Raw genomic sequence first — 23146 nt, 5'->3', positions numbered from 1 at the left:
CAGCGTCCTTGCAGTCTAACTATGGCCGAAACAGACCCGCGCGAAACAGGGTCTCGCAGGTCGAGAGAAAATGAAACAGCATTTCAGGATGTTTGCGGCCTACAATCAATGGGCCAACGGCCGCATCTACGATGCCGCCGCCGATCTCGACGAGGAAGAGTTCGACCGCAATATCGGCGTCTTCTTCGGTTCGATGATGGGAACGCTCAACCACCTCCTGGCAGCCGACCGTATCTGGATGAAACGCTTCACCGGCGAGGGCGACGCGCCGGCAAGGCTCGACACGATCCTGCACCGCGCCTTGCCAGGCTTGCGGCTGGCGCGCGAGGCCGAGGACAAACGGATCATCGACTGGGTCGACGGCCTGAGCGACAAGGCGCTGTCGGGCCGCTTCTCCTACATGACCGTCTCGGATATGCGCACCGTCTCGCAGCGGCTGGCGCCGGCGCTCGACCACTTCTTCAACCACCAGACCCACCACCGCGGCCAGGCGCATGCGATCCTGACCATTCTGGGCAAGCCAAGCCTCGGACTGGACCTGACGATGTTCCAGCGTAGCGAGGAGGGCAGGGCTTTCGCCTGAACCTGGGGCGGCTGGTGAAGCGGACGGTGGATAGAGGACAATCTGCCGAGATTGCAAAACGCGCCAAAACATTTTATGGAGCGGACGGTCGTGAGGGCGGCCGCTCCAGCAGCATTCAGCAGCAACAGCGAGAATTGGCACGCATGCCCAATGAACCCTTGCGCCTTGTGGCGTTCTTCGCCGTGGTCCTGGCGCTTCTCAACTCCGGTTATTATTTCCACCAGGGCGACATTGTCGCGACCATCTATTTCATGATCGGCGCCATTCTTGTGACCGCGGTGACGCGGATGAGCATCAGAAGGCAGCTGATTTAGGACCGATCTTCTTATCTGGCCGCCATCTCGACGGCTGGTTCGCTTCGACTGCGATCGAATTGAAAGCAAAGTCTTAGGACTTCGTTTGTGCTGTTGCTTCAAGGTAGCCGGCTGAAGCAGGAGCAAAAGCATGCAGATCGATTTGTCCCCGACGAGCTGGGGCAGGGTCGTGGCGGTTACCGTCGCGGGTACGGCGGTCTGCATTGCAGCCGCATTCCTCGTCGACTCCTTCAATTTCCCATATTTGTCGCCGGAAGCGCTGTGGCGGGCGCAGCTGACCGACCTGCTGCTGCCGCTTATCCTGGCCAGCTCCTTCTTCTTTTTCCTGATGTGGAAAATGCGCCAGTTGGCGATCGCGCAGAAGGCACTGGCCGTCGTCGCGGCGACCGACAGCCTGACGGCGGTGTTCAACCGGGGTGCGTTTTCCATGCTCGTCGAGGCCTATCTCGAACAGGCCCGCAGCCATTCTGTCGTTAATGCCGGCGCCTTGCTGATCGTCGATGCCGACCATTTCAAATCCGTCAACGACCGCCTCGGCCACGACTGCGGAGACCAGGCGCTCAAGCTGATCGCCAAGACAATCCAGGGCCAGCTACGCGGCGCCGATATCGTCGGCCGGATCGGCGGCGAGGAATTTGCGGTTTTCCTTCCCGGCGCAGATCCTTCGCAGTCCTGGCTGGTGGCGGAGACAATTCGCCGACGCGTCCGTGAGGCGGAGTTCTCGCCTGACGGCCGGCCCTGTCCTCTCTCGGTCAGCATCGGCGGCGTCGCCTTCAGCGGGCCGACCACCTACGCCGAGATGTTCGTGGTGGCGGACAAGCACCTTTACAAGGCCAAATCGAACGGCCGCGATCAGGTCAGTTTCGAACCCGCAGCAGCGGGCGACCCGCCGGGCAGCGGCCCGATGACGGTCCATTGATGGTCGTTTCGGTCAGGCGGCGTAGCCGCCGAGGCCCCGGGCGACCGGCTTGACCGAGACCGCCGGCTGGGCGGCCGGCCAGAGGATGCCTGCCGTCACGGCGAAGGTGATCAGAGCGTCGCGTGCCGCTTCGGCCGAGATCTCGCCGGCACGTGCCGCCTCGCAGGCCTTCACCGCGGCGCCATAGCTCAGCCGGCGGCGCGAAGGCGGGAACTCGGTGAGGAATTCGTGCATCTCGGAGAACGATGCGATCGTACGCTTGTAGCCGGCGCCAACGGTTAGGGCGACCGGGGTGGAAAACGTCCTGTCGTGCATTCTGGCCTCTCGAATGGGCGGAGGTCACGGCGGACGCCGTTCTCCGGTCTGGGGGTCGGGCAGAAACGCGGATCACGGCGCGAGGTTCCATGTTGCCGGTATTGTTTTTTCGCCGGCTCCGGGAGCGGTCGCCGGGCGAGCAGCGCCGGCGTCGAGGCGGGTGCCTATTTCCACATGCCGCGCATGCGGGCGCCGAGGTCGACACGCACCTGCGGCTGGCGGCGCGGATCGTCTCTGGCCTGGACGCTGGCCCAAGCCACCTGCTCGAAGGCGCCGAGGATAGAGCGCGGGATGAAGCGCGTGCGCGAGGCATAGACATGGCGGTCGCCGCGCGCCGTCTGGCCGTGGACGAAAAAGCGATGCGGCATGACCAGGTGCAGGCTGTCCTTGGCCCGCGTCATCGCCACGTAGAGCAGCCGCCGCTCCTCGTCGACGTCCTCCTTGCTGCCGACGCCGAGATCGATCGGGATGCAGCCGTCGACGGTGTTGAGCACGAAGACGTTCTTCCACTCCTGGCCCTTGGCCGAATGGATCGTCGACAGGATCAGATAATCCTCGTCGCGGTGCGGCGGGCCGGCCTCGTCGCTGGTCGCGTCCGGCGGATCGAGTGTCAGCTCGGTGAGGAAGCGCTCGCGCGACGCATAGCCGGAAGCGATCTGCTCGAGCTGCAGGAGATCGGCCCGGCGCATCGTTGCATCCTCGTGGATACGTTCCAGATGCGGCTCGTACCAGAGCCTGACCTGTTCGATGTCGGCCGGCCATTTTTGCGCGCCGGCACGCAGGCCGCTATAGAGCGCGACAAAGCCCGGCCAGTCGTCGGCGGCACGCTGCGGCGGCCGATAGCGGGCAAGCCCCATCGTCTCGTCGAGCGAATTTGCCATGGTCTCGACGATCGCATTGGCGGCCGAAGGGCCGATGCCCGGCAGAAGTTGCAGCACGCGAAAGCCGGCGACGCGGTCGCGCGGGTTTTCGGCAAAGCGCAGCACGGCCAGCATATCCTTGACGTGGGCGGCATCGAGGAATTTCAGCCCGCCGAACTTGACGAAGGGGATGTTGCGGCGCATCAGCTCGATCTCCAGCGGGCCGCTATGGTGCGAGGCGCGAAACAGCACCGCCTGTGCTTTGAGAACGGTGCCGGCCTCGCGTTCGGTGAGTATCGCCTGGCAGACATAGCTCGCCTGCTCGGTCTCGTCGCGCACACTCACCAGCTTCGGCTTTTCCGCAGATTTGCGCTCGGTCCAGAGATTTTTGGTGAAACGCTCCGACGCTTCGCCGATCACCGCATTGGCCGCCGCCAGGATCGTCTCGGTCGAGCGGTAGTTGCGCTCCAGCATGACGACCTCGGCCGGCTGCGCGAACTGCTTCGGAAAATCCAGGATATTGCGCACTTCCGCGGCGCGGAACGAATAGATCGACTGCGCGTCGTCGCCGACCACCGTCAGCCCCGATCCGTCGGGCTTGAGGGCCGTCAGGATCGAGGCCTGCAGCCGGTTGGTGTCCTGGTATTCATCGACCAGCACATGGTCGAAACGTGCACCCAGATGCGCGGCGATTTCCGGCTCGCCGGCCATCTGCGCCCAGTAGAGCAGCAGGTCATCGTAATCGAGCACGTTCTGCGCCTGCTTGGCCTCGACATATCGGGCGAACAATTGCTTCAGCTGTTCGGCCCAGCCGGCGCACCACGGGAACACCGAACCCAGCACCTCGCCGAGCGGCGCCTGTGCGTTGACGGCGCGCGAATAGATCGCCAGGCAGGTGCCCTTGGTCGGGAAGCGGGCTTCGGTCTTCGAAAACCCAAGCTCGTGGCGGACGAGGTTCATCAGGTCGGCGGAATCCTCGCGATCGTGGATGGTGAAGGCCGGATCGAGACCGATCTCCAGCGCATAATCGCGCAGCAGCCTGGCGCCGATGCCGTGGAACGTGCCAGCCCAGCTCAGCGCATCGGTGATCACCGAGGCATCGCGCCCCAGCACCTCGCCGGCGATGCGCTCGACCCGCTTGGCCATTTCCGCCGCGGCACGGCGCGAAAATGTCATCAAAAGAATGCGGCGCGGGTCGGCACCCCTGACGATCAGATGCGCGACCCGGTGCGCCAGCGTGTTGGTCTTGCCGGAGCCGGCGCCGGCAATCACCAGCAACGGTCCGGCGATCTTGCCGTCGCCATGTTCGACGGCAAGCCGCTGCTCGGCGTTGAGCTTCGCCAGATAGGCCGGCTGGAAGGACGAATCACGGGCGGCGAGGTTCATCGCCCATCAAGCATCGTTTCTGCTTTGTTCGCAACGGTTTGCGGAGCCGGAATAGGGCCCGTGAGCGAAGAAGCCTTGCGGGCAGGCCTGTCGACTAACGCTCGGGCTCGACGCCCATCCTTGCCGATTGCCGCCGCAGCGCCTCGCGATCGTCCTGCGGCGGCGGCAGCAGCAGCGGATCGAAATCGTCGGGCACCTCATCGATCACTTTCCTGGCGACGCGATAGGCGACATAGACGATTGCCCCGGCGATGAGCAGACGGATCATGCCTTCCTCCATTGATTGTGCAGCAACCGGAGACGCGGCATTTTGTTCCCAGGCCCCTTGGCGAATGCGGGAACGACACCGGCCGCGCAACCAAATCGCCGACGCCTCGTTGTCGGGCGAGAGGAGACTGCGATGAAAAAGCGCTCAATCCTGCTGCTTATGGCAGCTCTGACTGTTGCGGGTTGCGACAACAATATCCAGCCGACCAAGGCCCCTGGCGACACGGTCGATCAGAACCCGCAGGTCGACAAGAATCCGGTGCCGAAATCGACGACCGGCGGCGATCAGCCCGGCACGCCGCCGAAACAATGACCGCCTCAGATGGCGTCGATCGGGCAAGCGGCGCCGGTCAAGGAAGGTGGCCGGCGCCGCTTGGGAGGAAGCTGATGGCGCCGGCCAGGCGGAGATCAGGCCCGCCGCACATCCAAGGATAGCCGAGTCTTTCCGCAGCGTCATGGTCGATAGCGTACAGACGGCACGCCCCTGTGGACAAACCTGCGGGCCACAGCAGCGTTTGTTCATCACATAGTTCGTTCTTCCCATGGAACAAACCAAGCTGCTGCGTGTTTGGATGTCGATCGGACGCTCCCAAGGCCGCCGTTCACGAAAGAGCCCGCTCTCCTTGTCCCCCCTCAGGATAGCGGGTTCTTTTTGCGTTTTGCGGGACGTTGTGGTGCGCGGGGTCGACGTCACCTGCTTGCCGGTTTTCGCACCTTTGCGGGGAACCGGGGCTCAAGGCCTTGCGAAGCATGGTTGTCCCGTGCAAAAGCCCGGCCATGCTGATCATCAACGACCTTTCGCTCCGCATGGCCGGACGCCTGCTTCTCGACCATGCCTCACTGACCTTGCCGGCCGGCAGCAAGGCTGGCCTTGTCGGCCGCAACGGCACCGGCAAGACGACCCTGTTCAAGGCGATCACCGGCGACCTCGCCTCCGAGACCGGCTCGGTCAGCCTGCCCAAGAACACGCGCATCGGCCAGGTCGCGCAGGAAGCGCCGGGCACCGAGGAGCCGCTGATCGAGATCGTGCTCAAGGCCGACCTCGAACGGAGTGCCCTGCTCGAAGAGGAAAAGACGGCGACCGACCCGCACCGCATCGCCGACATCCACATGCGGCTGGCCGATATCGATGCGCACTCGGCCGAGTCACGCGCGGCCACCATTCTCGCCGGCCTCGGCTTCGACGACGCCGCACAACGGCGCCCGGCCTCGTCCTTCTCCGGCGGCTGGCGCATGCGCGTCGCGCTGGCCGCCGTGTTGTTTGCCGAGCCCGATCTGCTGCTGCTCGACGAGCCGACCAATTATCTCGATCTCGAAGGCACGCTATGGCTGGAAAACTACGTGTCGAAATACCCGCACACCGTGCTGCTGATTTCGCACGATCGCGACCTGCTCAACCGCGCCGTCAACTCGATCGTCCATCTCGACCAGAAGAAGCTGACCTTCTGGCGCGGCGGCTACGACCAGTTCGAGCGCCAATACACCGAGCAGCGCGAATTGCAGGAGAAGGGCCGCGTCAAGCAGGAAGCCGCGCGCAAGCACATGGAATCCTTCGTCGAGCGCTTCCGCGCCAAGGCATCGAAGGCGAGGCAGGCGCAGTCGCGCATCAAGGCGCTGGAGAAGATGAAGCCAATCGCCGCGATCGTGAACGACACGGTGCGGCCATTCTCCTTTCCGGAGCCGGTGAAGACGGTGGCCTCGCCGATCATTGCGCTCAACAACGTCAACGTCGGCTACACCGAGGGCGAGCCGATCCTGAAGAAGATGACGCTGCGCATCGATGCCGACGATCGCATCGCGCTGCTCGGCGCCAACGGCAACGGCAAGTCGACCTTCGCCAAGCTTTTGGCCGGCCGGCTGAAGCCGGAGACCGGCAGCATGACGGTGGCGCCCGGGCTTAAGGTGGCAATCTTCGCCCAGCACCAGCTCGACGATCTCAGGCCCGACGAAAACGCCTATGAGCATGTCCGCCGGCTGATGCCGGATGCGCCGGAATCCAAGGTGCGCGGCCGCGTCGCCCAGTTCGGCCTGACCACCGAAAAGATGAACACCGCCGCCAAGGATCTGTCCGGCGGCGAAAAGGCGCGGCTCCTGATGGGCCTGTCGGCCTTCGAGGGGCCGAACCTTTTCATCCTCGACGAGCCCACCAACCATCTCGACATCGACAGCCGTGAATCACTGATCCATGCGCTGAACGATTTTCCCGGCGCCGTCATACTGATCTCGCATGACCGCCATCTGCTCGAAGCGACCGCCGACCGGCTGTGGCTGGTCAAGGACGGCGCGGTCAATCCATATGACGGCGATCTCGAGGATTACAAGACGCTGGTCACCGGCGTCTCCGGGGACCGCCGCGGCAAGCGCGAGGCGGACAAAGCGTCGAAGGCCGACCGCCGCCGCGATGCAGCCGCGCGCCGCGCCGCCTTCGAGCCGCTGGCCAAGGAAATCCGCGCCACCGAAGCGCTGATCGACCGCATCCGCAAGCGCATCGACCTGATCGAGGACGAACTCGCCAACCCGGCCGTCTACGAAAAGGACCCCTCGAGCGCGACAAGGCTGGCCAAGGAGCGCTCCCAGCTCGCGCAACAGCTGGCCGGCCATGAGGAAAAATGGCTGTCGATGTCGGCGGAGTACGAGGAAGGCACGGCGGAGTAGGAAGAGCGCAATCTCCCCCCTCGCGGGGGAGATGCCCGAAATGCCGCGCCTACGACGCGTTGCTCAAGCGTGTCGCGGTCATGTGGCCGGGTACGTTCCCGGATACCCAAATGGTTCGCGGTAGGAGGTGAATGAGATGCTTGAAGGTCGGGAGTGGCGCAAAAAAGATGGAGCGTCAGACGAAGCGATCGAGAAACTCAGGGGAGTGGGCCCTTTGGTCCTGCCTGAAAGCTATGCTGCCCTTCTCTCTTTCAGCAACGGTGGTGAGGGCCCCCTGCCAGTCCAGCCGCTATGGCTTGCCTTGCACGCTGCGGAAGAGGTGATCGAAATAGAGCAACAGGGGACATTCAAGGAGTTCTTTCCGGGTTTTTTCGTTATCGGCAGCAACGGGGGCGGCGAGGCGATTGCGTTCGATCTACGCACAGTGGGGCTTTATCCGCTCGTTGCGTTTGACATGACAAATATTGATCTTGTCGAAAGCGTTTGGCCCATTGCGCCGGACTTTGATGCATTCTTGGACTTGATCGGCCTTTCCGACGAATAGCCCAGAGGGGGATGTAGGCCCGCCCATCTGGCCCTACACGTCGCCATAACAACCGGCTAGTTTGCTCCCATGAATCAGCACGCCAAGCTCAAAATCGGCCATTCGGCCTGTCCGCATGATTGCCCTTCGACCTGCGCGCTCGAGGTCGAACTGCTCGACGCCAGGCGCATCGGCCGCGTCCATGGCGCCAAGGCCAACAGCTATACGGCCGGCGTCATCTGCGCCAAGGTCGCCCGTTACGCCGATCGCGTCCATCATCCCGACCGCCTGCTGAAGCCGCTGGTGCGGGCCGGCGCCAAGGGCGACGGCGCCTGGAAGGAAGCGAGCTGGGAGGCGGCGCTCGATCTGGTCGCTGAAAAATTCATCGCGGCGGAGGCAAAATACGGCTCGGAGACGGTCTGGCCCTATTACTATGCCGGCACGATGGGGCTGGTGCAGCGCGACGGCATAGAGCGGCTCAGGCACGCCAAAAAATACTCCGGCTTCTTCGGTTCGATCTGCACCAATCTGGCCTGGACCGGCTGGATGATGGGCGCCGGCGCGCTGCGCGGCTCCGACCCGCGCGAAATGGCAAAGTCCGACTGCGTGGTGATCTGGGGCACCAACGCCGTGGTCACGCAGGTCAACGTCATGACCCACGCCATCAAGGCGCGCAAGGAACGCGGCGCCAAGATCGTCGTCATCGACGTCTACGAAAATGCAACGATGAAGCAGGCCGATCTCGGCCTGGTGCTGAAGCCCGGCACCGACGGCGCGCTGGCCTGCGCGGTGATGCACGTGCTGTTCCGTGACGGCATGGCCGACCGCGCCTATCTGGAAAAATACACCGACGATCCGCACGGTCTGGAAGCGCATCTCAAGACGCGGACGCCGCAATGGGCCGCTGACATCACCGGGCTTTCCGTCGACGAAATCGAGGCCTTCGCCCGTCTCGTCGGCACGACGAAGAAGACCTATTTCCGCCTCGGCTACGGTTTTTCGCGGCAGCGCAACGGTTCGGTCAACATGCATGCCGCAGCCTCGATCGCCGCGGTTACCGGCTGCTGGCAATATGAGGGCGGCGGCGCCTTCCATTCCAATTCGGGCATCTTCAAGCTCAACCAGGAACTGCTCGAAGGCACACGGATGCGCGACCCCGCGATCCGTCATCTCGATCATTCGCGGATCGGCCCGGTGCTGACCGGGGCTGAGGATGCGCTCTATGGCGGTCCGCCGGTGACGGCGCTGCTGATCCAGAACACCAATCCGGTGAATGTCGCGCCCGAGCAGCGGCTGGTGAAGCAGGGTTTTCTGCGCGACGATCTGTTTTCCTGCGTGCACGAGCAGTTCATGACCGACACGGCAAAGCTCGCCGATGTCGTGCTGCCGGCGACGATGTTTCTCGAGCATGACGACGTCTACAAGGGTGGCGGCAACCAGCACATCACGCTCGGGCCGAAGCTGATCGACCCGCCGGAAGGCCCGCGCACCAACCATTTCGTCATCGAGGAGCTTGGCAAAAGGCTCGGTGTCGCCGATCGCCCAGGCTTCGGCATGACCGAGCAGCAGCATATCGATATCATCCTGGGCAAGCGCGGGCTGGGCAGCTTTTCGAGCCTCAAGGACGAAAAATGGCTCGACCTGCAGCCGGATTTCGCGGCCGCGCATTTCCTGGACGGCTTCGGCCATGCCGACAAGAAATTCCATTTTCGCGCCGACTGGACGGGGCAGGCGGCGCCCAACCGGCCGCCGAAAAGCATGGGCCTGTTCGGGCCTGTGGAGCAGTTGCCGGAATTTCCCGATCATGTCGACCTGATCGAGGTCGCCGACGAGGCGCATCCGTTCCGGCTGACGACCTCGCCGGCGCGCAATTTCCTCAATTCGACCTTTGCCGAAACGCCGGTGTCGCAGGCGAAAGAGCGCCGGCCGGAGTTGCTCCTGCATCCCGATGATGCGGCGGCACTCGGCGTCGCCGACGGCGGCCGTGTCGAAGTCGGCAACCAGCGTGGCGAAGTGGTGCTGCACGCAAAACTGTTCGACGGCATCAAGCGTGGCGTGGTCGTCGCCGAAGGCATCTGGCCGAACAGCGCCCATGAGCGCGGCGAGGGCATCAACGTGCTCACCGGCGCCGATGCGCCGGCGCCCTATGGCGGCGCCGCCTTCCACGACAACAAGGTCTGGCTGCGCCCGGCGGGTTGAGCGTCGGAACGATATCTCCATCCGGCCGTTTTCGCGTGGCGGGTGGAGGCATTGTCATGGCGGAAGTGTTGCCGGCGCCGGATCCCATCGGAAGGACACTGTCGTCCGGCGAACTCGTAACCACGATGTCCCACTTTCATCGCGCCGAGATTGCGCGCATGGCTGGGTGGCGCGACCGCCTGGACCGGACGAGCAACTGGGCGATAACCGTTGTCGCGGCGATGCTCTCCGTTTCGCTTTCGACAGCCAGCGCTCACCATGGCGTGCTGCTGTTTGCCATGCTGCTTGTCCTGCTGCTGCTGTGGATAGAGGCCCGCCGATATCGCTTCTTCGACTTCTATCGGGCTCGCGTGCGCCAGTTCGAACGGCACTATTTCGCGCAGATATTCTCGCCGCAGCCGGACTTCGCGTCCGATTGGCTGTTGATCGTCGGCGAGAGCCTGCGCGCCCCGAAATTCTTGATTTCGCAACGCGTGGCTTTGGCGCGCCGCCTGCGTCGCAATTACATCTACATGCTGCTGATTCTGCTGCTGGCCTGGATCCTCAAACTGTCGACCCCCAGTCTTCTGACCGAAGGCGTCCGCATCGGCTTCGTCGGGTCGATGCGTGAGGCCGTCGCCAGTGCTGCGCTGGGTCCAGTTCCTGGTGGCGCCATCGTCGTGCTGGTCGCCCTCCTCTATGCGGGCCTGCTGGTGACAGCCTTTCTGACGGAGAGCGACGACGGCGAACTCTCGTTCGGTGACGTTCACGTCTAGCAACGCAACGCCCTGTCGCGCGTTGTTGGACACGTGCATTTGGGCGATGGGGGTTTCATGGGTTGGCAGGCTCCGACACGTTCCAGCCTGGCGCTGCTGGTTTGCGCTTTCGTCCCCGCAGGCGCGGCCGGGGCAGCGCAGACGCTTGTTGCCGGGACCAAGGCCTCCGGCATGGGTGGTTCGGGCGAAGGCGCTTTCGTCGCCGAGATCGTGCTTCTGCTGCTTGTCGGGCGCGGCCTGGGCGAAGTGTTGCAGCGCTATGGCCAGCCGGCAATCATGGGCCAACTGATCGGCGGCATCCTGCTCGGTCCTTCGCTGTTCGGCTGGCTATGGCCGTCGGCCCAGCACCTGATCTTTCCCACCGATCCCGCGCAAAAGGGCATGATCGACGCCGTCTCGCAGCTCGGCATCCTGATGCTGCTTTTGCTGACCGGCATGGAGACGGACCTGCGGCTGGTACGCCGGGTTGGCGCGGCCTGTTTTTCCATTTCGGCTACCGGCGTCGTGGTGCCCTTCATCTGCGGTTTCGCGCTGGCGCAGTTCCTGCCGGACGCATTGCTGCCCAACCCGACGCAACGCACCGTTGCCGGGCTGTTCCTGGGCACCGCGCTGTCGATCTCGTCAGTCAAGATCGTCGCCATGGTGGTGCGCGAGATGAACTTCATGCGTCGCAACCTCGGACAGGTGATTATTTCCTCGGCGATCATCGAGGACACGATCGGCTGGCTGGTCATCGCCGTAACCTTCGGCATCGCCACCAATGGCAGGCTGCAGCTCGTACCGCTGGTGACCACCATCGCCGCCGTGGCACTGTTCATGGTGTTCTCCTTCACCATTGGCCGCCGTCTTGTCTTCACCTTGATCCGCTGGACCAACGATCAATTCCGCAGCGAGTTTGCGGTGATCACCATGATCCTTATCATCATGGGCGTCATGGCGCTGATCACCAACATGATAGGCGTCCATACGGTGCTGGGGGCGTTCGTCGCCGGCATCCTTGTCGGGGAATCGCCTATCCTCTCCAGCCATATCGAAGGCCAGCTGCGCGGCGTCATCACCGCGCTGTTCATGCCAATCTTCTTCGGCATGGCGGGGCTTTCCGCCGATCTCACAGTGCTCGCCGACCCGACGCTTGCCATGCTGACGGGCGCACTTGTGGTCATCGCCAGCATCGGCAAGTTTGGCGGCGCATTCATCGGCGCCAAGCTCGCCGCCATGTCGTTCAAGGAAGCACTCGCCGTCGGCAGTGCAATGAACGCGCGCGGCTCGACCGAGGTGATCGTCGCCAGCATCGGCTTGTCGATGAACATCCTGTCGCACAACCTCTTCACCATGATCGTCACCATGGCCGTGATCACCACCTTGGCCATGCCGCCGATGCTGCGCTGGGCGCTCGGCCGGCTGCCGGTTGGGCATGACGAGCAGCAGCGTGTCGAGCGCGAGGCGTTGGACGAATACGGCTTCATTTCCAGGCTGGAGCGGCTGCTGGTGTTGGTCGATGACAGCAGGATCGGCAAGTTCACTGCCTATCTCGCCGGGCTGGTCGGTGGAGGCAGCGGCATGCCCACCACCTTGCTTCAGCCGAAAGACGGCCGAGTTGACAGGCCGACCGACAGCAAGGGACAGGAGCGCGCCCTGCAGGAAATCAAGAAGGGTGCAAAAAAAAGCGCTCAGGCGGTGAAACGGATCGAAGATACGCTTGTCGACAAAGTCCATCTGACGGCCCGCACCGAATTGGAGGCCACGGGTGAGACGATCGCCGAAGAGGCCCGCAAGGGATACGGCCTGTTGCTGGTCGGCCTTGACAATGTGCTGACCGCCGATGGCGCCTTCGCGCCGGCCCTCAACGACATTGCCGCAGGATTTGACGGCCCGCTTTGCCTGGTCCTGAACGGCGGCAATGCTGGCGAAAAGATGCCGACGCTGAAGGCCGGAACCAGCATTCTCGTCCCCGTCAACGGTACCCAGGTGGCGCGTCGCGCCGCCGACTTGGCGCTGGCGCTGGCCCGTCCAAACCGGGCACGGATCAAAGTTCTCTACGTTTCGCAAAAGGCAGCCAAGGGCCGCAGGTCGACATCGGTGTCGCATAGCCGCGAAGAGGCCGTGCTGAAAGACATCGCCGATTTGGCGGGCCGCTACGGCCTGCATATCGACACAGCGTTCCATACCCGCGTCACACCCGACAAGGCCATCACCCGGGAGGCGGCCAACGGCGCGGCGATCGTCGTGATGGGCGTCACCCAACGTCCGGGTGGGGACCTGTTCTTCGGCGAAACCGCCGGCGCTGTTTTGGCCGCCTGCAATTGCCCCGTCGTGCTTCTGGCCAGCGCGCGGCCCAAGCATGACGCCGCTGGCGCTGAGCTGGCGGCGTGATTTTCATGGCGCGCACTGACCCGTCGGTAGACATGTCGATTGAGGCTCTGAAGCGCTGATCAGTCAAACGTAAAGAACTAGAACCGAACGGTTCGGTTCTGTTGACGGAGCGTACAGGAAAGGGTGAACGCCGGCTCCCAGAATGTTCGCCAAGAAAATCACCAATGACCGCGTAACCAATTGACAATAAAGAAGAACAGTGTGGCGGAAGGAGCCGCATGTCGAATTTCAAGCGGCCAATTTGGCGCACCCGAACAAAATTTTCGTGATTGGAAACGACAGGCTTGCCGACCCATCTCGGGGTGGTCCGAGCGACGCGAATTCCTCCCAAGGCACGCCACTTGACGGACAGAACAAAGACTACCGGAGTACCCGAAATGACCAAGATCGCTCTTACCGCCGCCGCCATCCTTGTTGCCACCGGCACTGCTTTTGCCGGCAGCGACCACTATGGCTCGGACAACGTCAACCAGCCGGCCGCTCCTGCTGCCAACGTCGACAACACGTTTACCGGCTCGATCCGCAAGCCGGTTACTTCCGAGCATGCTGGTGCCAAGACGACTTCCGAGTCGGTGGCGCCTGAATCCGGCCAAGGCATCTGGGGCCGCTGATTATCACGGCCCCGGAGCACAAAGAGCGGCGGGCTTGGCCCGCCGCTCTTGTTTGGTGCGAAGCGGGTTTGGCCGAAGGTCGGCGATCCCCGGCCTGCCAGGCAATCCCTAGCGAAGATCCTTCGGCCAGATGCAGTGCGTCAGCCGGGCGCCGCCGAAGGTGAGACCGTCCCAATCGCCATCGACGTCAAACCGAGCCAGGGCCGCGGTCGGGAATTTATCCGCCAGTTTTTTCAGCGCCGCTTCATCCGATCCAGCCCCGGCAAGACCGCGCGCGAACTCCTCCAACCCGGGATTGTGGCCGAGCAGCAGCAGCGTTCCGGTTCCCGCCTTTACTTGCCGCACCTTGGCGAGGATGTCCGCCGCCGCTGCCTCGTAGAGCGCCTGGGCAAATTTGACCTGCACCTTCGCCGGCAATTCCGCCGAGAGCAGCCGCCACGTGTCGCGGGTGCGCAGCGCCGGCGATACCAGCGCCAGTTCCGGCAGCCAGCCGCGCCGGGCCAGTTCGCGTCCGACCAGCGGCGCTGCCTTCAGCCCGCGCGCGGACAGCGGCCGGTCGAAGTCGATGAGGTCGGGATCGTCCCAACTCGACTTGGCGTGACGCAGCAGCAGCAGTTGCTTCATGGATTCAATTCAAATCCAAGGGATGTCCGGCTGAAAGTCTTTCCCATATCCGCCGCCATGTCTTGCACCCGTGACGGCATCAAAACTCGCCCAAAGCGCACCAAAGATAAACAGGCCTACGCACCGTTCATCTTTATCCCATCTGACCGAAATGTCTGCTTCAGTAATGGCCCAATCGCCCGATCGAACGTGAATTGCACCAACGACAGGACCTACTCGCCCGTCCTCGATCCGACAGAGATAAAAATATGCCGTGGCAGTTTTCGGATGGTCCGCCTCGTCGTACTCGAAGACGCCGGCCAGATCACGCTTTGTCCGGATCGCGCTGTCGAAAACGTCCATTGGTCTATTTCTGCCGACCCGACGATTTATTGGCTTTTTCGACGGACCCTTACGGGGTGATCCGCGCCAGGTGCTCGAGATCGGTCTCTTCGCGCAGCGGGTCGGGCGCGATCACCACCGACGTGGCGTTGTCGGCATCGTCGGCGAAGCGCGAAAACACCGTGCGGCCGCCTTCCATCCGCGCCTTGCCTTCGGCGACCAGCCCCAGCGCCAGTGGATAGAGTTGGTGCTCAGCCTTGAGCACGCGCGCGGCCAGCGTATCCTCATTGTCGCCGACCATCACCGGCACCGCGGCCTGGGCGATGATCGGCCCATCATCCATGTCGAGCGTGACGAAATGCACTGTGCAGCCATGGATGCGCATGCCTGCGCGGAGCGCCCGCGCATGTGTATCCAGCCCCTTGAAGGCAGGCAGCAGGGCAGGGTGGATGTTGACCATGCGGCCCTGCCACTTCTCGACGAAACGCGCGCCGAGAATGCGCATATAGCCGGCCAGCGCGACGATCTCGGCGCCAAAAGAGACAAGGGCCGCGTCGATCGCCCCGTCATGCGCTTCCTTGCTGGCATGGTCCGAGCGCGAAATCACCCTGGTGGCGATGCCGCGCGCCGCGGCGATGCCGAGGCCGGCGGCATTGGCGCGATCGGAGATGACGCCGACGATTTCGGCCGGATAGGCCGGGTTGCTCGCCGCCGCGATCAGCGCCGTCATGTTGGAGCCGCGCCCCGAAATGAGCACTACGGTGCGTTTTCTGGTCATAGGCCGATCGAGCCCCGATAGATGACGCCGGCATCGCGGCGCGGCACGATCTGGCCGATCGGCGTCACCGTCTCGCCGGCCTCCTGCAGAACGGCGGCGACCTGCGCCGCCTGGCCCGAGGCGACGACCAGGATCATGCCGATGCCGCAATTGAAGGTGCGCATCATCTCTTCCGGCGCGACGCCACCGGTCTTGGCCAGCCACGAAAACACCGGCGGCACCTCGATGGCGCCGAGATCGAGCTCGGCCGAAAAATCCTTGGGCAGAACGCGCGGGATGTTTTCGGGAAAGCCGCCACCGGTGATATGGGCCAGCGCCTTGATGCCATGCGTGTTGCGGATCGCCTTGAGGATCGACTTGACGTAGATGCGCGTCGGCTCGAGCAGCGCCTCGGCCAGCGTCGCCTCGTCATTGAACGGCGCCGGATCGCCCCAGCCAAGGCCGCTTACGGCGACGATGCGGCGGACCAGCGAGAAGCCGTTCGAATGCAGGCCCGACGAGGCAAGGCCGAGCAGCACGTCGCCCTCGACGATGTCGTCGGTCGGCAGCAACTGGCCGCGTTCGGCGGCACCGACTGCAAAGCCGGCAAGGTCGTAGTCCTTGTCGTGATACATGCCGGGCATTTCCGCCGTCTCGCCACCGATCAGCGCGCAACCGGCCTGCCGGCAGCCGGCGGCAATGCCGCCGACGATCGAAGCGCCCTGGTCGGGATCGAGCTTGCCGGTGGCAAAATAGTCGAGGAAGAACAGCGGTTCGGCGCCCTGCACGACGATGTCGTTGACGCACATGGCGACGAGGTCGATACCGATCGTGTCATGCTTGCCGGCATCGATGGCAATCTTCAGCTTGGTGCCGACGCCGTCATTGGCGGCGACCAGCACCGGATCGGTAAAGCCGGCTGCCTTGAGATCGAACAGGCCGCCGAAACCGCCGATCTCGCCATCGGCGCCCGGCCGGCGGGTGGCGCGCACCAGCGGCTTGATCTTCTCGACCATGAGATTGCCGGCGTCGATGTCGACGCCCGCTTCGGCATAGGTGAGCCCGTTCTTGCGCTTGCTCATACTCTTTCCCTGCTTTCTCGGGCTCTTCGCATGAACGGTTTCGGTCCGCAAGGATAACGGCGCTGAAACTGCCAATCTCCCCACTTGAGGGGGAGATGGCCGGCAGGCCAGAGGGGCGCTGTCCCGCCGACCTGCCGATCGGCACCATTGCGCATCCAGGTCAAACCCCAACCTGGTTCCAGATCAATGAGAAAGCCCTGCTGTCGGCTCAGCTTTATGAGGTAATGCTGGTTGATGGGGCGTTGATCGCAAATTGCGCGGTGAAAGCCCGGATATAGGCCGGCCGTGCTTCCCCGCGCGCTACATAGGCAGCCAAGTTTTGATATTCGTCCAAAATGCCGGACATTCTTAGTCGCAGCAGCACTGACACCATCAATAAATCGCCCGCGCTGAACGTATCATCGAGCCAGTCGGCGACGCCTAAGTGGGCCGAGAGTTTGTCCAGCCGAGCCCGAACACGGTCCTTTACCAACGGCAAGCGCTCCTCGCTCCAAGGCTTGTCACGTTCGAATATTCTTGCCGTCGTTAATTCGAGGATCGGCGGCTCGACGGTATTAAGTGCGGCAAACATCCACGTGATCGCACGCGCGCGGGCATTGCGATCCTTCGGCAGCAATCCCGTATGCTGCTCAGCAAGGTGAAAGACGATCGAGCCGGTTTCGAACAGCGAGAGAGAACCTTCCTCATAGGTGGGGATCTGGCCGAAGGGATGGATGGCCAGATGGCCAGGCGCCTTCATTTCTGCAAAGGAAACAAGACGAACCTCATACGGCTGCCCCACTTCTTCGAGCGCCCAGCGAACGCGCGTATCGCGCGCCAGTCCCTTGCCGCCATCGGGCGATCGTTCAAAAGCTGTGATAGTGATTGTCATCGCGTCCGTTTTCCTTGCTCGCGGTCCAGGAAGGTCTGGGCGAATTCTTCGGCTTCCCATCGTGAGACGAATGAGCCTCCCCGAAATCGACATCTGTCTTGACCTATTTCATTTGTCTTGACCTATTTCATTGCTGGCGCCCTCGAGGGGTGATTGGCAGCTTCTGTGTCGCTTCTCACTTGCCGTAACCCTCCTTCTCCATCATGTATCGACAAACAAGAGCGACGGGATATGCGTTTGACCATCCCTAACATGATCACGATCATGCGCTTCGTGCTGGTGCCGGCAGTGGTGCTGGCCATGCTGCAGGAACGCTGGGACTGGGCGTTTGCCGGCTTCCTCATTGCCGGCATTTCCGACGGCGTCGACGGCTTCATCGCCCGCCATTTCAATCAGTTTTCCAGGCTCGGCGCCTATCTCGATCCGATGGCGGACAAGCTGCTGCTGGTCTCGGTTTTCGTGGTCCTGGGCTTCAGCGGCGAACTGCCGCTGTGGCTGGTCGTTACCATGGTATCGCGCGACGCACTGATCGTCTGCGCCGTGCTTTTATCCACCGTCATGGCGCATCCGGTTGAGATGAAGCCGCTCCTGGTGTCGAAGGCCAACACCGCGATTCAGATCGTACTGGCGGCAGTGGTGCTGGGCGAACTGGCCTTCGACATCCGTCTCGATCCGCTGAGGCCGGCCCTCATATTGCTGTCCGGGGTCTTGACCGTGGCTTCGGCCGCGGCCTATCTCGTGGCTTGGCTGAGGCATATGAGCGGCTATGGCGAAGGCTCCACACCCGGCACCTGAACATCGGGCACCTGACGAACGGTCCATCGACGCCGAGGCCGAAGCCGCGGCAGCGGAGGCTGCGGCATCGGCGTCGTTTCGCCGGCAGATCCGCTTCTGGCTGGTCAGCGCCATCATCCTCGCCGTCTTCCTTTACGTCTTCAGCGGCATCCTTCTGCCCTTCGTTGCCGGCATGGTGCTCGCCTATTTCCTCGACCCTGTCGCCGACCGGCTGGAGCGTCTCGGCCTGTCCAGGCTGATGGCGACGGTGGTCATCCTCGTCGCCTTTATCGTCGTCCTGGTGCTGGCCGTCGTCATCCTGGTTCCGGTGCTCGCCTCGCAGATGGCTGATTTCGCTAGCAAGCTGCCGGACTATCTGACCCGGCTGCAGAGCCTGATCACCAGCTTCGACCCGAAATGGCTGGAAGAGAAATTCGGCGTCGACGCCAATGGCCTGCGTGAAGGCTTGAACTCGCTGCTGACCTCCGGCTTCGGCCTCCTGACCACCGTCTTCACCTCGATCTGGAGCTCCGGCGTGGCGCTGGTCTCGGTCGTCAGCCTGTTCGTGGTGACGCCGGTCGTCGCCTTCTACATGCTGCTCGACTGGGACCGCATGGTGGCAATCGTCGACAGCTGGGTGCCACGCGACTATGTCAAGACCGTCAGGGCGATCGCCAGGGATATCAACACGGCAACCGCCGGCTTCGTGCGCGGACAGGGCACGCTGTGCCTGGTGCTGGGCGCCATGTATGCCACCGGCCTGACGTTGACGGGCCTGAATTTCGGCATCCTCATCGGCCTGTTTGCCGGGCTGATCTCGTTCATCCCCTATGTCGGCTCGCTGACCGGCCTGGTGCTGGCCGTCGGCGTCGCCTTCGTCCAGTTCTGGCCGGACTGGACCATGATCGCGGCGGTGGCCGGCGTGTTCTTCGTCGGCCAGTTCATCGAGGGCAATATCCTGCAGCCGCGGCTGGTCGGCAAAAGCGTCGGCCTGCATCCGGTGTGGCTGATGTTCGCGCTGTTTGCCTTCGGCGCGCTGTTCGGCTTCGTCGGCCTGCTGATCGCCGTTCCGGCTTCCGCCGCCGTTGCCGTTCTGATGCGCTTCGCCATCGCGCGCTATCTCGAATCGCCGCTCTACAAGGGCCATGCCGACGAGCCGGTGCCGCCGCTGCAGGTGCGCCGCCGCGGGGGCGCGCGCGGTTGAGCCAGATGCCGGACAAGATCGATCCGCCGCGCCAATTGCCGCTCGATCTAGGCCACGGCACCGGCTATTCGCGCGACGAGCTCGTCGTTTCCAGCACCAACAGCCAGGCGGCGGCGCTTGTCGACCGCTGGCCGGACTGGCCGTCGCCGGTTGTCGTGCTGGCCGGGCCGGCCGGCTCCGGAAAAACCCATCTGGCCTCGATCTGGCAGACCCGCGCCGACGCGGTCAAAGTGGAGGCCGGCCGCATCGGCGAGCGCATCGAAAATCTTGGCGCGCATCCGGCCCTGATCGACGATGTCGATGCCGGCCCGGTCGACGAGCACGGTCTGTTCCACCTGATCAATGCGGTGCGCGGCGCCGGCTCGACCTTACTGTTGACGGCGCGCCGCTTTCCCTCCGCCTGGGGCGTCGGGCTGCCCGACCTGGCATCGCGGCTGAAGGCGGCGGCTACCGTCGAGATCCACGAGCCCGACGACCTCTTGCTGGCCGGCGTCATCACAAAGCTGTTCGCCGATCGGCAGGTCGAGGTCGAGCCGCATGTCGTGCAATATCTGGTGCGCCGCATCGAACGCTCGCTGGCCACCGCAATGCGGGTGGTCGAGCGGCTCGACCGCACCGCGCTCGAGCGCAAGACGCCGATCACGCGAGCGCTCGCCGCCGAGACCGTCAGCGCCATGGACGAAGGGCAGGGCGAGTTCGAGATTTAGAGGATTCCAGTTCAGCCGCCGTCCCATTTTGGGAAAAAAGGCTGGCATCTGTCTTGCACATGACAGCTTGCCGGCTAATCCCGGTCCTGATTGCGTATCAAATCAGGTAGTAGGCTCGCCGGGATGGAGTGGTTGGGGTTCTCGCCCGGCGAGCTTGCCGTCAGATGCATCTAGTAGCGCCATTGCGGCGGCCAGGTCTCAACTTTCACCTCCGGCAATCGCGGCTCGTTCCACGCCAAAGCGTCGGCGATAATCGCCGGGCACCAGGCCGGTTATCCTGGCGAATACCTTGCGGAAGGAGCCGGGATCGTCATAGCCGACCTCCCAGGCGATCTGGTCGATCGATCGCATCGTGGTTTCCAGCATCTCGCGCGCCTTGCCGACCCGCAGGTGCTGACAATATTCGGTCGGCCTGAGGCCAGTGGCGTTGCGGAAGCGTCGCAGAAAGGTCCGCTCCTCCAGCCCCGCATGCTCGGCCATGGCGCCAAGCGTCACGTCGCGCGCGCCGTTCGCCTGCAGCCAATGCTGCACCTTGAGGATCGCTTCGTCGTCATGGGTCAATCGCGGCGCAAACGGGCTGTAAAAACGTTGCTCGCGGCCCGGTGGATCGACCAGCATGAAACGCGCCGTGTCCATCATTACGGGTGACCCGAGCACCCTGTCCACCAGCTTCAGGCCGAGATCGGTCCAGGCCATGTAGCCGCCGGCGGTAATGATATCGCCATCGTCGATGACCAGCCTGTCGGCGTCGAGCAGGATATCGGGAAAGCGTAGCGCCAGCGCGTCGCGATAAGCCCAGTGCGTCGTCGCGGCGCGACCGGACAACAGGCCGGTCTCGGCAAGCACGAAGGCGCCGGCGCAGACCGAACCGAGCGTCGCGCCTGCCGTGTGGCGATCCCTGAGCCAGCCGGCATAGGGCGCGGCTGCTTCCCGAGCGATCGGATCCCCCAACGTCGGCGGGAGGATAACCATGGCTGGTTCATTGTCGGCGCCGGGCTCGCTGTCGAAGCTGCGGACTACGGTGTGGCCCGCGTCCTCCAATTGCCAATGACTGACGCGAAGCCTCGCCGCGTCCGGCGACCGCTCGACAGCCAGCCGGTTTGCCAGCATGAAAAGATCGGTCAGGCCGAGCACGGCTGCTTCCTGCACGCCGGGATACAAGACGAGGCCGATTTCGATCAGATCACGCGCAGCCGTCATTTGTCAGTTTTGCCACGTTGAATGTCCGTTTTGCCAATGCTCACCCTGACCGCACTGTTATAATTTTTCCAGCTGAGGGGGCTAAAAGCTTCCCTGTTACCCCCAACTTTTCCATCAAGGAGTAGGACGATGAGCACATTCACCACCCATGACGGCACCGAGATTTTCTACAAGGATTGGGGCAAGGGCCAGCCGATCGTGTTCCATCACGGCTGGCCGCTGAGCTCAGACGACTGGGACAACCAGATGCTGTTCTTCCTCGAAAAGGGCTACCGCGTCATCGCACATGACCGCCGCGGCCACGGCCGCTCGTCGCAGACCGCGACCGGCAATGAGATGGACACCTACGCCGCCGATGTGGCGGCGCTGGCGGCGCATCTCGATCTCAGGGATGCGATCCACATCGGCCACTCGACCGGTGGCGGCGAGGTGGCGCGTTACGTCGCGCTTTATGGCGGCGGCGGCCGTGTTGCCAAGGCGGTGCTGATCGGCGCCGTGCCGCCGATTATGGTCAAGACCGACAGCAACCCCGGCGGCTTGCCGATCGAAGTCTTCGACGGCTTTCGCGCCGCCCTGGCCGCTAACCGCGCCCAGTTCTACAGGGATGTGCCGGCCGGCCCGTTTTATGGCTTCAACCGCGAGGGCGCCAAGGTCTCGCAAGGCGCCGTCGACAATTGGTGGCGCCAGGGCATGATGGGTGGGGCCAAGGCCCATTACGACTGCATCAAGGCCTTTTCCGAGACCGACTTCACCGACGATCTAAGGAAGCTCGACGTGCCCGTGCTGATTATGCACGGCGACGACGACCAGATCGTGCCGATCGCCGATTCCGCGCTGCTTGCGATCAAGCTGGTGAAGCATGGCACGCTCAAGGTCTACAAGGGCCTGCCGCACGGCATGTGCACCACCCATCCGGAGATCATCAATCCGGATCTGCTGGCCTTCATCCAGGGCTGACGGCTTGGGTATCGGACGGGCAGCGCAGGCTCGCGCTGTCCGTCCGTCGCTTACGCTCACCGGCGGCGGCAGACACGCTCGAGCGTGATCCGCTTGCGCTGCCGAAGAGAGTCGCTTTGAGGAATGGTCGGAGTGGAGAGATTCGAACTCCCGACCCTCTGGTCCCAAACCAGATGCGCTACCAGGCTGCGCTACACTCCGAACGGTCTGTTGCCTAGTGATTTCAGCCCACCAAAGCAAGCGTAAAAAGCCATCGGCCTTGCTGCCGGCGGCATTGCGCAGTAATGACGGGCTAGTGCATGGCCAGAGAACAGTAATCTGGTGTCGCGGTCGTGCGCTTGCAACCAGCAATGAGGTGGTCATGTCAGCCCGCATTTTCAGCCCAGCCAAAACCGCGATGCAGTCCGGCAAGGCCAAGACCGGCCATTGGGTGCTGGAATTCGATCCGGAGCAGCGCAAGAAGATCGATCCGCTGATGGGCTACACCACGTCCGGCGACATGCGAAGCCAGATCAGGCTGACCTTCGACACAAGAGAAGAGGCGGTCGCCTATGCCGAGAAGGAAGGCCTGGCTTTCCGCGTCGAGGAGCCGAAGGAAATCAAGCGCCGCCAGATTTCCTATGCGGAGAATTTCCGCTATGACCGCAGGACGCCCTGGACGCATTGATCCCATACCGGCCCTGCCGGCACAATCCGCCGGTCATGCGGCCGGCCAGCGGTCCCGTAGCTCAGCTGGATAGAGCACCGGCCTTCTAAGCCGATGGTCACAGGTTCGAATCCTGTCGGGATCGCCAATATCTTCAGGGGTACGACCCGGAGACATGGGTAACAGAATGTACCTAAGACATGGGTGACAACCTCGTGCCGAACGGGTTGTCGATGGTCTGCA

At 63.4% G+C, this 23146-nt stretch carries 24 protein-coding genes and 2 tRNA genes; 16 read left to right on the top strand and 10 right to left on the bottom strand.

Features of this window, described 5'->3' with window-relative positions:
• Nucleotides 1-70 precede the first annotated feature (70 nt).
• The 3 genes from NKI63_RS13350 to NKI63_RS13340 all read left to right on the top strand — a co-directional run bounded on the left by NKI63_RS13350 (nucleotide 71) and on the right by NKI63_RS13340 (nucleotide 1816).
• Nucleotides 71-583: a DinB family protein gene (locus NKI63_RS13350; RefSeq protein ID WP_352457652.1), complete on the top strand. Its 513-nt coding sequence runs from the start codon at nucleotides 71-73 to the stop codon at nucleotides 581-583.
• 14 nt (nucleotides 584-597) lie between these two features.
• Nucleotides 598-897, top strand: coding sequence for a hypothetical protein (locus NKI63_RS13345; RefSeq protein ID WP_352752883.1), 300 nt, complete (start codon nucleotides 598-600; stop codon nucleotides 895-897).
• A gap of 130 nt (nucleotides 898-1027) precedes the next feature.
• Entirely contained in the window at nucleotides 1028-1816 is a 789-nt protein-coding gene (locus NKI63_RS13340) for a GGDEF domain-containing protein (protein WP_352649748.1), read from the top strand.
• Nucleotides 1817-1828: 12 nt separating this feature from the next.
• Here the strand turns inward: NKI63_RS13340 and NKI63_RS13335 are convergent, their stop codons facing one another.
• The 3 genes from NKI63_RS13335 to NKI63_RS13325 all read right to left on the bottom strand — a co-directional run bounded on the left by NKI63_RS13335 (nucleotide 1829) and on the right by NKI63_RS13325 (nucleotide 4645).
• A complete protein-coding gene (locus NKI63_RS13335) occupies nucleotides 1829-2131 on the bottom strand; it encodes a DUF982 domain-containing protein (RefSeq protein ID WP_352452964.1) in 303 nt (100 codons plus the stop codon).
• A gap of 164 nt (nucleotides 2132-2295) precedes the next feature.
• Nucleotides 2296-4377: an ATP-dependent helicase gene (locus NKI63_RS13330; protein WP_352507900.1), complete on the bottom strand. Its 2082-nt coding sequence runs from the start codon at nucleotides 4375-4377 to the stop codon at nucleotides 2296-2298.
• A gap of 94 nt (nucleotides 4378-4471) precedes the next feature.
• On the bottom strand, nucleotides 4472-4645 hold the full coding sequence (locus NKI63_RS13325; protein ID WP_352507899.1) for a hypothetical protein: 174 nt from the start codon (nucleotides 4643-4645) through the stop codon (nucleotides 4472-4474).
• A gap of 132 nt (nucleotides 4646-4777) precedes the next feature.
• Between NKI63_RS13325 and NKI63_RS13320 the strand changes: the two genes are divergently transcribed.
• The 7 genes from NKI63_RS13320 to NKI63_RS13290 all read left to right on the top strand — a co-directional run bounded on the left by NKI63_RS13320 (nucleotide 4778) and on the right by NKI63_RS13290 (nucleotide 13760).
• Nucleotides 4778-4957: a hypothetical protein gene (locus tag NKI63_RS13320; protein ID WP_023677659.1), complete on the top strand. Its 180-nt coding sequence runs from the start codon at nucleotides 4778-4780 to the stop codon at nucleotides 4955-4957.
• A gap of 464 nt (nucleotides 4958-5421) precedes the next feature.
• Nucleotides 5422-7299 carry an ABC-F family ATP-binding cassette domain-containing protein gene (locus NKI63_RS13315; RefSeq protein WP_352689603.1) on the top strand — a complete coding sequence of 626 codons (1878 nt, stop codon included), beginning with the start codon at nucleotides 5422-5424 and terminating at the stop codon, nucleotides 7297-7299.
• Between the two features lie 136 nt (nucleotides 7300-7435).
• Nucleotides 7436-7843: an SMI1/KNR4 family protein gene (locus tag NKI63_RS13310; protein ID WP_352507897.1), complete on the top strand. Its 408-nt coding sequence runs from the start codon at nucleotides 7436-7438 to the stop codon at nucleotides 7841-7843.
• A gap of 69 nt (nucleotides 7844-7912) precedes the next feature.
• Nucleotides 7913-10021, top strand: a complete 2109-nt coding sequence (locus tag NKI63_RS13305; RefSeq protein ID WP_352507896.1) for a molybdopterin-containing oxidoreductase family protein — start codon at nucleotides 7913-7915, stop codon at nucleotides 10019-10021.
• A gap of 56 nt (nucleotides 10022-10077) precedes the next feature.
• Nucleotides 10078-10776 (top strand): DUF2270 domain-containing protein, encoded by a 699-nt coding sequence (locus tag NKI63_RS13300; protein ID WP_352507895.1) that lies wholly within the window; start codon nucleotides 10078-10080, stop codon nucleotides 10774-10776.
• 171 nt (nucleotides 10777-10947) lie between these two features.
• A complete protein-coding gene (locus NKI63_RS13295) occupies nucleotides 10948-13149 on the top strand; it encodes a cation:proton antiporter domain-containing protein (RefSeq protein WP_502900472.1) in 2202 nt (733 codons plus the stop codon).
• A gap of 377 nt (nucleotides 13150-13526) precedes the next feature.
• Nucleotides 13527-13760 carry a DUF680 domain-containing protein gene (locus NKI63_RS13290; protein ID WP_352507893.1) on the top strand — a complete coding sequence of 78 codons (234 nt, stop codon included), beginning with the start codon at nucleotides 13527-13529 and terminating at the stop codon, nucleotides 13758-13760.
• Nucleotides 13761-13868: 108 nt separating this feature from the next.
• On the opposite strand, the gene NKI63_RS13285 is transcribed toward NKI63_RS13290, so the two are convergent.
• The 5 genes from NKI63_RS13285 to NKI63_RS13265 form a co-directional block, all read right to left on the bottom strand.
• Entirely contained in the window at nucleotides 13869-14384 is a 516-nt protein-coding gene (locus NKI63_RS13285) for a SixA phosphatase family protein (RefSeq protein ID WP_352507892.1), read from the bottom strand.
• A gap of 9 nt (nucleotides 14385-14393) precedes the next feature.
• Complete coding sequence (locus NKI63_RS13280) at nucleotides 14394-14726, bottom strand: hypothetical protein (protein WP_352507891.1); 333 nt, start codon at nucleotides 14724-14726, stop codon at nucleotides 14394-14396.
• Between the two features lie 49 nt (nucleotides 14727-14775).
• On the bottom strand, nucleotides 14776-15483 hold the full coding sequence (gene purN, locus NKI63_RS13275; RefSeq protein WP_254820266.1) for a phosphoribosylglycinamide formyltransferase: 708 nt from the start codon (nucleotides 15481-15483) through the stop codon (nucleotides 14776-14778).
• Nucleotides 15480-16544, bottom strand: coding sequence for a phosphoribosylformylglycinamidine cyclo-ligase (purM, locus tag NKI63_RS13270; protein WP_352472623.1), 1065 nt, complete (start codon nucleotides 16542-16544; stop codon nucleotides 15480-15482). The genes purN and purM overlap by 4 nt, the downstream gene beginning before the upstream one ends.
• Before the next feature lie 214 nt (nucleotides 16545-16758).
• On the bottom strand, nucleotides 16759-17415 hold the full coding sequence (locus NKI63_RS13265) for a glutathione S-transferase family protein (protein ID WP_254820264.1): 657 nt from the start codon (nucleotides 17413-17415) through the stop codon (nucleotides 16759-16761).
• 237 nt (nucleotides 17416-17652) lie between these two features.
• On the opposite strand from NKI63_RS13265, the gene NKI63_RS13260 reads away from it, so the two are divergent.
• From NKI63_RS13260 to hdaA, 3 genes are read left to right on the top strand one after another with little or no spacing between them, the layout of a single operon-like run.
• On the top strand, nucleotides 17653-18210 hold the full coding sequence (locus NKI63_RS13260; RefSeq protein ID WP_023677645.1) for a CDP-alcohol phosphatidyltransferase family protein: 558 nt from the start codon (nucleotides 17653-17655) through the stop codon (nucleotides 18208-18210).
• Entirely contained in the window at nucleotides 18182-19393 is a 1212-nt protein-coding gene (locus tag NKI63_RS13255) for an AI-2E family transporter (protein ID WP_352752867.1), read from the top strand. The genes NKI63_RS13260 and NKI63_RS13255 overlap by 29 nt, the downstream gene beginning before the upstream one ends.
• Before the next feature lie 5 nt (nucleotides 19394-19398).
• On the top strand, nucleotides 19399-20100 hold the full coding sequence (hdaA, locus tag NKI63_RS13250) for a DnaA regulatory inactivator HdaA (protein ID WP_352507944.1): 702 nt from the start codon (nucleotides 19399-19401) through the stop codon (nucleotides 20098-20100).
• A gap of 198 nt (nucleotides 20101-20298) precedes the next feature.
• On the opposite strand, the gene NKI63_RS13245 is transcribed toward hdaA, so the two are convergent.
• The gene (locus NKI63_RS13245; RefSeq protein WP_352479277.1) at nucleotides 20299-21300 is read right to left on the bottom strand and encodes a GlxA family transcriptional regulator; all 1002 of its coding nucleotides are present in this window, start codon (nucleotides 21298-21300) and stop codon (nucleotides 20299-20301) included.
• A gap of 129 nt (nucleotides 21301-21429) precedes the next feature.
• Here NKI63_RS13245 and NKI63_RS13240 point away from each other — a divergent pair, with 129 nt between their 5' ends.
• Nucleotides 21430-22257 (top strand): alpha/beta fold hydrolase, encoded by an 828-nt coding sequence (locus tag NKI63_RS13240; protein WP_352479278.1) that lies wholly within the window; start codon nucleotides 21430-21432, stop codon nucleotides 22255-22257.
• A gap of 124 nt (nucleotides 22258-22381) precedes the next feature.
• On the opposite strand, the gene NKI63_RS13235 is transcribed toward NKI63_RS13240, so the two are convergent.
• Nucleotides 22382-22458, bottom strand: a tRNA-Pro gene (locus tag NKI63_RS13235).
• A gap of 160 nt (nucleotides 22459-22618) precedes the next feature.
• Here NKI63_RS13235 and NKI63_RS13230 point away from each other — a divergent pair.
• Both NKI63_RS13230 and NKI63_RS13225 read left to right on the top strand, forming a co-directional pair.
• Nucleotides 22619-22924: an ETC complex I subunit gene (locus NKI63_RS13230; protein ID WP_352479279.1), complete on the top strand. Its 306-nt coding sequence runs from the start codon at nucleotides 22619-22621 to the stop codon at nucleotides 22922-22924.
• Between the two features lie 50 nt (nucleotides 22925-22974).
• Nucleotides 22975-23051: transfer RNA gene (locus NKI63_RS13225), tRNA-Arg, on the top strand.
• Nucleotides 23052-23146 lie beyond the last annotated feature (95 nt).

This window comes from Mesorhizobium sp. M0410 (genome assembly GCF_040321435.1).
Taxonomy (GTDB): domain Bacteria; phylum Pseudomonadota; class Alphaproteobacteria; order Rhizobiales; family Rhizobiaceae; genus Mesorhizobium.
This window is presented reverse-complemented; position numbering and strand designations above follow the sequence as displayed.